Annotated in this window: 4 protein-coding genes; all 4 read right to left on the minus strand. The window is 67.6% G+C overall.

What is annotated here, in order from left to right; translation table 11 throughout:
- The coding region (locus tag C5F48_RS21065; RefSeq protein ID WP_181247745.1) for a tripartite tricarboxylate transporter permease at nucleotides 1–495 on the minus strand (495 nt) is incomplete at its 3' end.
- 10 nt (nucleotides 496–505) lie between these two features.
- A complete protein-coding gene (locus C5F48_RS21070) occupies nucleotides 506–982 on the minus strand; it encodes a tripartite tricarboxylate transporter TctB family protein (protein ID WP_107665737.1) in 477 nt (158 codons plus the stop codon).
- A gap of 67 nt (nucleotides 983–1,049) precedes the next feature.
- The gene (locus tag C5F48_RS21075; RefSeq protein WP_107665738.1) at nucleotides 1,050–2,006 is read right to left on the minus strand and encodes a tripartite tricarboxylate transporter substrate binding protein; all 957 of its coding nucleotides are present in this window, start codon (nucleotides 2,004–2,006) and stop codon (nucleotides 1,050–1,052) included.
- Between the two features lie 1,334 nt (nucleotides 2,007–3,340).
- Complete coding sequence (locus C5F48_RS21085) at nucleotides 3,341–5,620, minus strand: hypothetical protein (protein ID WP_107665740.1); 2,280 nt, start codon at nucleotides 5,618–5,620, stop codon at nucleotides 3,341–3,343.
- Nucleotides 5,621–6,447: the final 827 nt, after the last annotated feature.

Below are 6,447 nucleotides of genomic sequence, written 5' to 3' on the forward strand. Positions count from 1 at the left end.
GGCCATCGACCCCGAGGACAGCGTGGCGATCAGCGTCAGCGAGAATACGGCGATGGCGAAATATTCATGCGGCCCGAAGGACAGCGCCACCTTCGCCAGCGAGGGCGCGATGAAGGCCAGCGCGGCAACCGAGGCGATGGTGCCGAGGAAGGAGAACACGATGCCGACGCCGAGCGCCTTGGCGCCCTCGCCCTTCTCCATCATCGGCCCGCCATCGAAGGTGGTGGCGATGGAGGATGGGGTGCCGGGGATCTTCAGCAGGATCGCCGAGATCAATCCGCCCGAGGTCGCCCCGACGAAGAGCGCGATCAGCAACGAGATGCCGGCCGCAGGCCCCAGCCCGTAGGTCATCGGCAGGCAAAGGGCGATGGCCATCACCGCCGTCAGGCCGGGCACCGCGCCGAAGACAATGCCGACCGCGACGCCGGCCGTCATCAGCAGGAATATCTGCGGCGACAGCACGGCGATGAAGCCTTGGATCAGAAGGTCGAACATGGATCAGCTCTCAGTTCAGCCAGGCGACCAGCGGGCCGGCGGGCAGCAGAAGGTCGAAACCAAAACGGAAGGTGACGAAGATCAACAGGGCCGCGCCCAGGGCCAGGCCGGCGTAGAGCAGGACCGGCGGGCGTCCCCCGCGCGGGGTCAGCACCAGAAACTGCAGGAAGAGGTATATCGAGGTGGCGATGGGGAACCCCAGCGGCCGCAGCAGGGCGATGAAGCCCGCGATCAGGGCGAGGGTCAGACCGACGGTCAGCATGTCCGTCCCGCCGGCGGCCTGCCCTTCCCCCGCGCCGACGACCGCCGGGCGACGCAGCGCGCCGATCAGCTCGATCACGCCGAGCGCGATCATCATCACAGCGAGGATGGTCGGCACGGTGGCGGCATCCACCCCGTCCCGCTCCGGCAGCGAGCCCGCCATGCCTAGATAGACCAGGCCCGCAGCCGTCATTCCGCCGCCGACAGTCACGTCCTTGAGCCGCATGCCGCAGCCCTCCCTTGCTGATGGGTGTGGTCCGGCGCGGGCCGGAAGCTTCGCGCCGGGATAGGGCTCAGCGTGCGGCCTGCAGAGCCTCGCGCGAGGGCATGTAGGCGTCGCGGATCTCGTTCAGCCGGGTCATCGCCGCGTCATGCGGCAGGAAGCTGACGGGCTGCTTGAAGCCCTGCTCCAGGTCCGTGGCGTACTCGGGGATCTCGGTGATCTGCTGCATCACCTCTCCCATCTTGGCCACGATCTCGGGATCGGTGCCCTTCGGGAAGGCGATGATGTAGGGGTTGTTCATCACGAAATCGATGTCCTGCTCGACGAAGGTCGGGATGTCGCCCAGCAGCGGGTTGCGCTCGGGATTGGGTTGCCCCAGCACCACCATCTGCCCCGAGGTGTGATAGTCCTGCACGGCGCCGTAGGCGATGCCGGCCACGTCGATTCGCCCGCCCAGCAGCGCCGCGATCTTCTCCGAGGCGGAGCCGGTGTCGACGATGGTCATCTCTGCCCCGGTCGCCTGCTGGAACATCAGGCCCTGCAGATGCGAGTAGCCGCCGAATTCGGTGCCGAAGGTGACGCTGCCCGGCTCGCGCGCCGCGACATCCGCGGCCGTCGTCAGTCCGGAGTCCTTCCTGGCCACAAACACCGCGCCCTGGTCGATCGCCGGGATGCAGCAGATCTCGAAGTCGTCGATGCCGTAATCGGCCAGCCCCGACACCTCGGTGACGATCAGGTGGCCCGTGTGGCCGAAGAGCATGGTGTAGCCATCGGGATCGGCATCCCGCACCGCAGAGGTGGCGATGGTCGCGCCGCCACCCGGCATGTTGGTGATGACCATGCCGGTCCCGGTCACCTGTTCGAAGTAGCGCGCCATGGTGCGGGCGTTGAAATCCGTGTCGCCGCCCGGACTGGCGCCGATGATCACGTTGATGGTGCGCTCGGGCCAAGAGGTCTGCGCCGAGGCGCCCGTCGCCACCAGTCCCACCGCCATTGCGCCAAGCGCAAGCAAAGCCGTCGTTCTCATCGATCTTCCTCCCTGGATCATGACGAGCTCCTCCCCGCCTAAACTGGTGCACTAATATATATGAAGAGCAAGCGCAACAGTTTCGATCGCGCCTCGGACGGGGGCGATGCAGGCACGGGAGGGGCGGGGGCGCCGCGCACCAGACGCAGACGGCGCCGGGCCGACAGGCAGTAGCGCCCGGGCGGATCAGTGAAGACCGGTGTATCCGCGGCCTGCTACAGGTCTGGAAGGACGGGCCACCGGCCTGCGTGGCAGGCGTCGATCTCGACAGGTTCAAGCTGATCAACGACCCCCATGGGCGTCCCGCCGGAGACAAGGTGCTGCGCAATGTGGTTCTGTCCGCCGGCCAGGGGTCCGCCGCACCGCAGAGCAAAGTGTTGGCCGAAGTCGATGCCGTTCGTCCGAAGATGGGGCAACGGCTGCACCACTTCGACCGCCTCCGCGAAGGGTTGGTGGTCATCGCGCGCGCCACCTTCGCCGCGGCTTCTTCGGTATTCGCGCCTGCGGTAACCGTGTCCCGGGGCGTTCTCCAATCGTCTTGGCCAAGGGCTGTTTTCGCAGCGGTTCGACTTGTCTGCCGGGCCCTGAGGTTCGCTCCGCGGTCGCCGCGAGGGGCCGCATGTTGACGTTCAGGGTCGGGTGGATCGACGTGGTCTGCGCGGTCGTTGCCGCAGTCCAGGGAGCGATCTCACCCTACCGCGCTTCCCGGCTGGCGCCTTCGGTCGCGCTGAAGACCAGCGCCAGATCGGGCTCGAGCTCTGGGAAGGCGATCTGCTGAGCGCGGTCAGAAACAGCCCGAAGCGCAAACACGCGAGGAACAGCATGCTGTCGAGTTCGAAGGGCGGCAGAAGATGAGACACGAAGTCGTCTGACAAACTCGGGGCTATTCACTCCCTCTTCCTGCGTGACCTGTTCATCGCCGGCCGCGCCAGGAAACGACCCTCTGTGACCCGGAGCAAGACCGGCAAGCCGGTCCGCTTCTAAATCACCAAGACAAGCCGCTGGTCCGTCGAGCGTCGGATCGCCGACCCGGAGATGGTCGGCGCCGATATCTCTGGCCGGGCCGCATCCACGCCAGTCCCACATGTCGACGCGCCACTGGGCCCGGATCCTGCGAGGCTGGGTGGCTTTTGCCAGCCTCGAGCCAGCCGCCACGGAACCCACTCGATGAGGAGGACAAAGGTCGCCCGTCTTTCGAAAAGACCGGAAACCTGCCCAAGACGGATGACCCATCGCGTCATAGGCTGGCCGACAGACACGGTTGCGAGACCGGCCCTCAAGATCGCCGCCCTTGCACCGGCCGGTGCAAGGGCCGCCCCAATGCCGCTACCGCCTCAGAACGTCATCCCGATGCCCAGGCCGATGGCAATGTCGTCATCCGTGCCTTCGGCGAGCAGGCGCAGGCTCAGGGTGCCGCCGGTGACGGGCTGCAGGTATTCGGCGCCGATCCCCAGGATCGTGTCGCTGTCGAGGTCGGCCCCGAAGCTGGTGCTGCCGCCGAGCGCGCGCAGGGTGAAATCGTCGCCGTCCCCGGAGACATGGGTCAGCCGGACGAGGCCGCGCAGCGTGCCTTCGCCCATCTCCATGCTCTGGCCAAGCTCGACCCGGGCGAAGCCGGTGCGCAGCATGCGCGCATCGTAGTCGCCCAGCGTCGACAGCGAGAGATCGTCCATGTCATGCCAGCCGATCCCGCCCGACAGCGCCAGATCGAGGCCGGCGACGCCCAGTTGTCCCGCAGCGTAGGACAGCCGTCCGGCCACCCCGTAAAGCATGCCATCCGCCGTGCCGCGCCCGCCGACCTCGGCCGCGGCGTCGAAGCGGGTCTCGCTGGCGCCGACGAAGCCCATCAGCGTCGCCCGCCCGGCCCCCAGATCACGGCTTGCCGCCGGACCGGCCAGCGCCATGCGGTAGTCGAGATCCACCCCGCCGGGCAGGGTGTCGGCGCTGCCCGACTGGAGACCGCCAAACACCGACAGCACCGTGCCGTCGCCGAGCGCGAAGCCGTGCCGCAGCACGCCCTCGACCTCGTCGCGCTCGCCCGTGGCATTGAGCCGGGCGGCGAAGCCCGCAGCCTCCTCCGCCAGTTCCAGCGCCGTGCCGAGCACGGAGGCGAGGCCGCGGGCGGCCAGCGCGTCACCGGCGGACATCACGCCCGGATCCGCCGCCACCGCTTGCAGCCCGTCGGTCGAGACGATGAAGGGGTTGCCGCCCGCGTCGAAGACCTCCGGCGCGCTGCCGAAGTCGAAGACACCCTGCACCGGCGACAGCAGCCGGAAGGTGTCGGTCCCTTCGCCGAGGTCGATCGCGCCGTTGATCCGCGAGCCAGTCCCGAGCTCCACCACGTCATCCCCGCCCGCAAGGAAGATGGCGGTGCCGTTGCGGCCGGTGATGGCGCCGTAGTTGGTGACCGTCTGCGACACTGTGTCGAGGTCATCGGCATTGACCCCGCGCGCACCCTCGATCCGGCCGGTGTTCAGCACGAAGCCGGCCGCGGTCGCGCCCGCGTCGAAGTCGATCCCGTCGCCATCCAGCGCCGCGAGAGACAGCATCGTGCCGTGGTTGATCACCGTACCGCTGTCGAGATCGACCGCGTCCTGTTCAGTCCCGTTGCTGAGGATCGTGCCGGTGTTCAGCACATAGGCGTCGTCGGCGAGGTTCAGCCCGTCGTCGAGGGCGATGATCGTGCCGCTGTTCTCGACCGACACGCCGTCCTCGTTGCCGTTGATCCCCTCGCCGCCGAAGGCCGTGATCGTGCCGCTGTTGACGACCAGGCTGTCCGAGCCGACCTGCACGCCGTCATCGCCGCCGGTGATGGTTCCGCTGTTCCGTACCGTAGCATCCGCGCCGATCCGCAGGCCGTCGCTGTCGGTTCCGGTGATGACGCCGCTGTTCCGGATCTGGAGGCCGGTGAAGTCGTCGCCATCTATGCCACGGTCGGCGCCGGTGATCCGACCGGAATTGACGACGCTGCCGTCGCCTTCAAGCTGGATGCCCTCGTCGCCGCCCGTGATGAGGCCGCTGTTCGCAATCGACGCCCCTGCCCCGACACGCAGGCCGTCGCTGCCGGTTCCGGTGATGCTGCCACTGTTCCGGATGCTGATGCCGGTGAAGTCGTCGCCGTCGATGCCCCGATCGCCGCCGGTGATCTCCCCGGAGTTGACGACGCTGCTGTCCTGCTCGATCTGGACGCCTTCGTCGCTGCCGATGATGTCGCCGGAATTGGTGATGACGGCCTCGCCATTGGCATTGACACCGTCGCCGCCGGCGCTCTCGATCGTCCCGCTGTTGCCGACCGTTCCGCGATCGCCGAGCTGGACGGCGTGGTCGCCGCCCGACGTGATCACGCCGTCGTTCGTTAACACGGTGTCACCATCGAGTTCGAAGGCGACATCGGTCGCGTTGGTGATCTCGGCCCCCGCCGCCACCGTGACGCTGACGCCGCTCAGCGCATCGTTGCGGATGCCGTCGCCCATGCCTTCGCACAGCACGCTGTCCCCGGTCATCGGCGCGGCCGGCACGCAGGCCGACTGCGCCTGCGCCGCAAGCGGCAGGCCGGAGGCGAGCCCGCAGAGGGCGAGGGAAAAGAGCGACAGGCGGTTGATCTTGCGGTTCATCGGGGACCTTGGCTGTTCATTGGCATTCGCCCCGACCGCTAGTGGCCGCATGTGACAGCCGCGTGAAACATGGGCTGCGTTGTTCCCGTAACCATGATTTTCCTCAGCCGGGAGAACCGGTTGATGCAGCCCGCTAGGTTGGATCGGGGCCGGCTGGCTGGAGGGCGCTGGCGCGCCCGCTTCGTGATCCGTCCCGCAATCCAGCTACTGATTGCGGCGAGCTGAATGGCGACGGCGCAGAGAAACAGCGCCCCGGTTCCGGTGGCGCCTGCCTGCCCACTTCCACACAGCGGCCCGAATGCCGCCGGCGCGAAGGTATGGCCTGCCGGGCCGATGGAGACGATCAGCGGCGCCACGCGGGCGACGACGGCCGGCAGAAGCTCCTGTTGCGCGATCAGCGGCGGCAAAGATGTGGCGTTGCCGATCCTTCGCAACGCGCCTGGAGCGGGGCCTGCCAGGCTGCGCGACAGGATCGTCGAACGCCCTGACCGGCTTGCGAAGACCGGGATCCATCGGCGGCGCTTGGCTGCCGTTGCTCCGGCAGCGGCCGGCCATGCCGATGTTCTCGTGTCGCAGGAGCAATCGGGACGCTCGGCTCGCCTCCATGCGTCTGGCAGCCGGCTGCATCATGTCGTTGTAGGACGTGCGCTCCGCCGACCGTGGAAGCAGCGTTGACAACGCCTGCTGAGCCGAAAGTCAGCGCAGGGACCCTATGTGTTGATTTCCACCCAGAACTGAGCCGGGTTTTCCATCGAGAAGTGAGCCACCTCTGACTATGGATTTCGGATCAAGTCGGGGTCAAGGCATGGCTTGTGTCCTTCTTCTTT

It is taken from the genome of Cereibacter changlensis JA139 (assembly GCF_003034985.1).
Lineage (GTDB): Bacteria > Pseudomonadota > Alphaproteobacteria > Rhodobacterales > Rhodobacteraceae > Cereibacter > Cereibacter changlensis.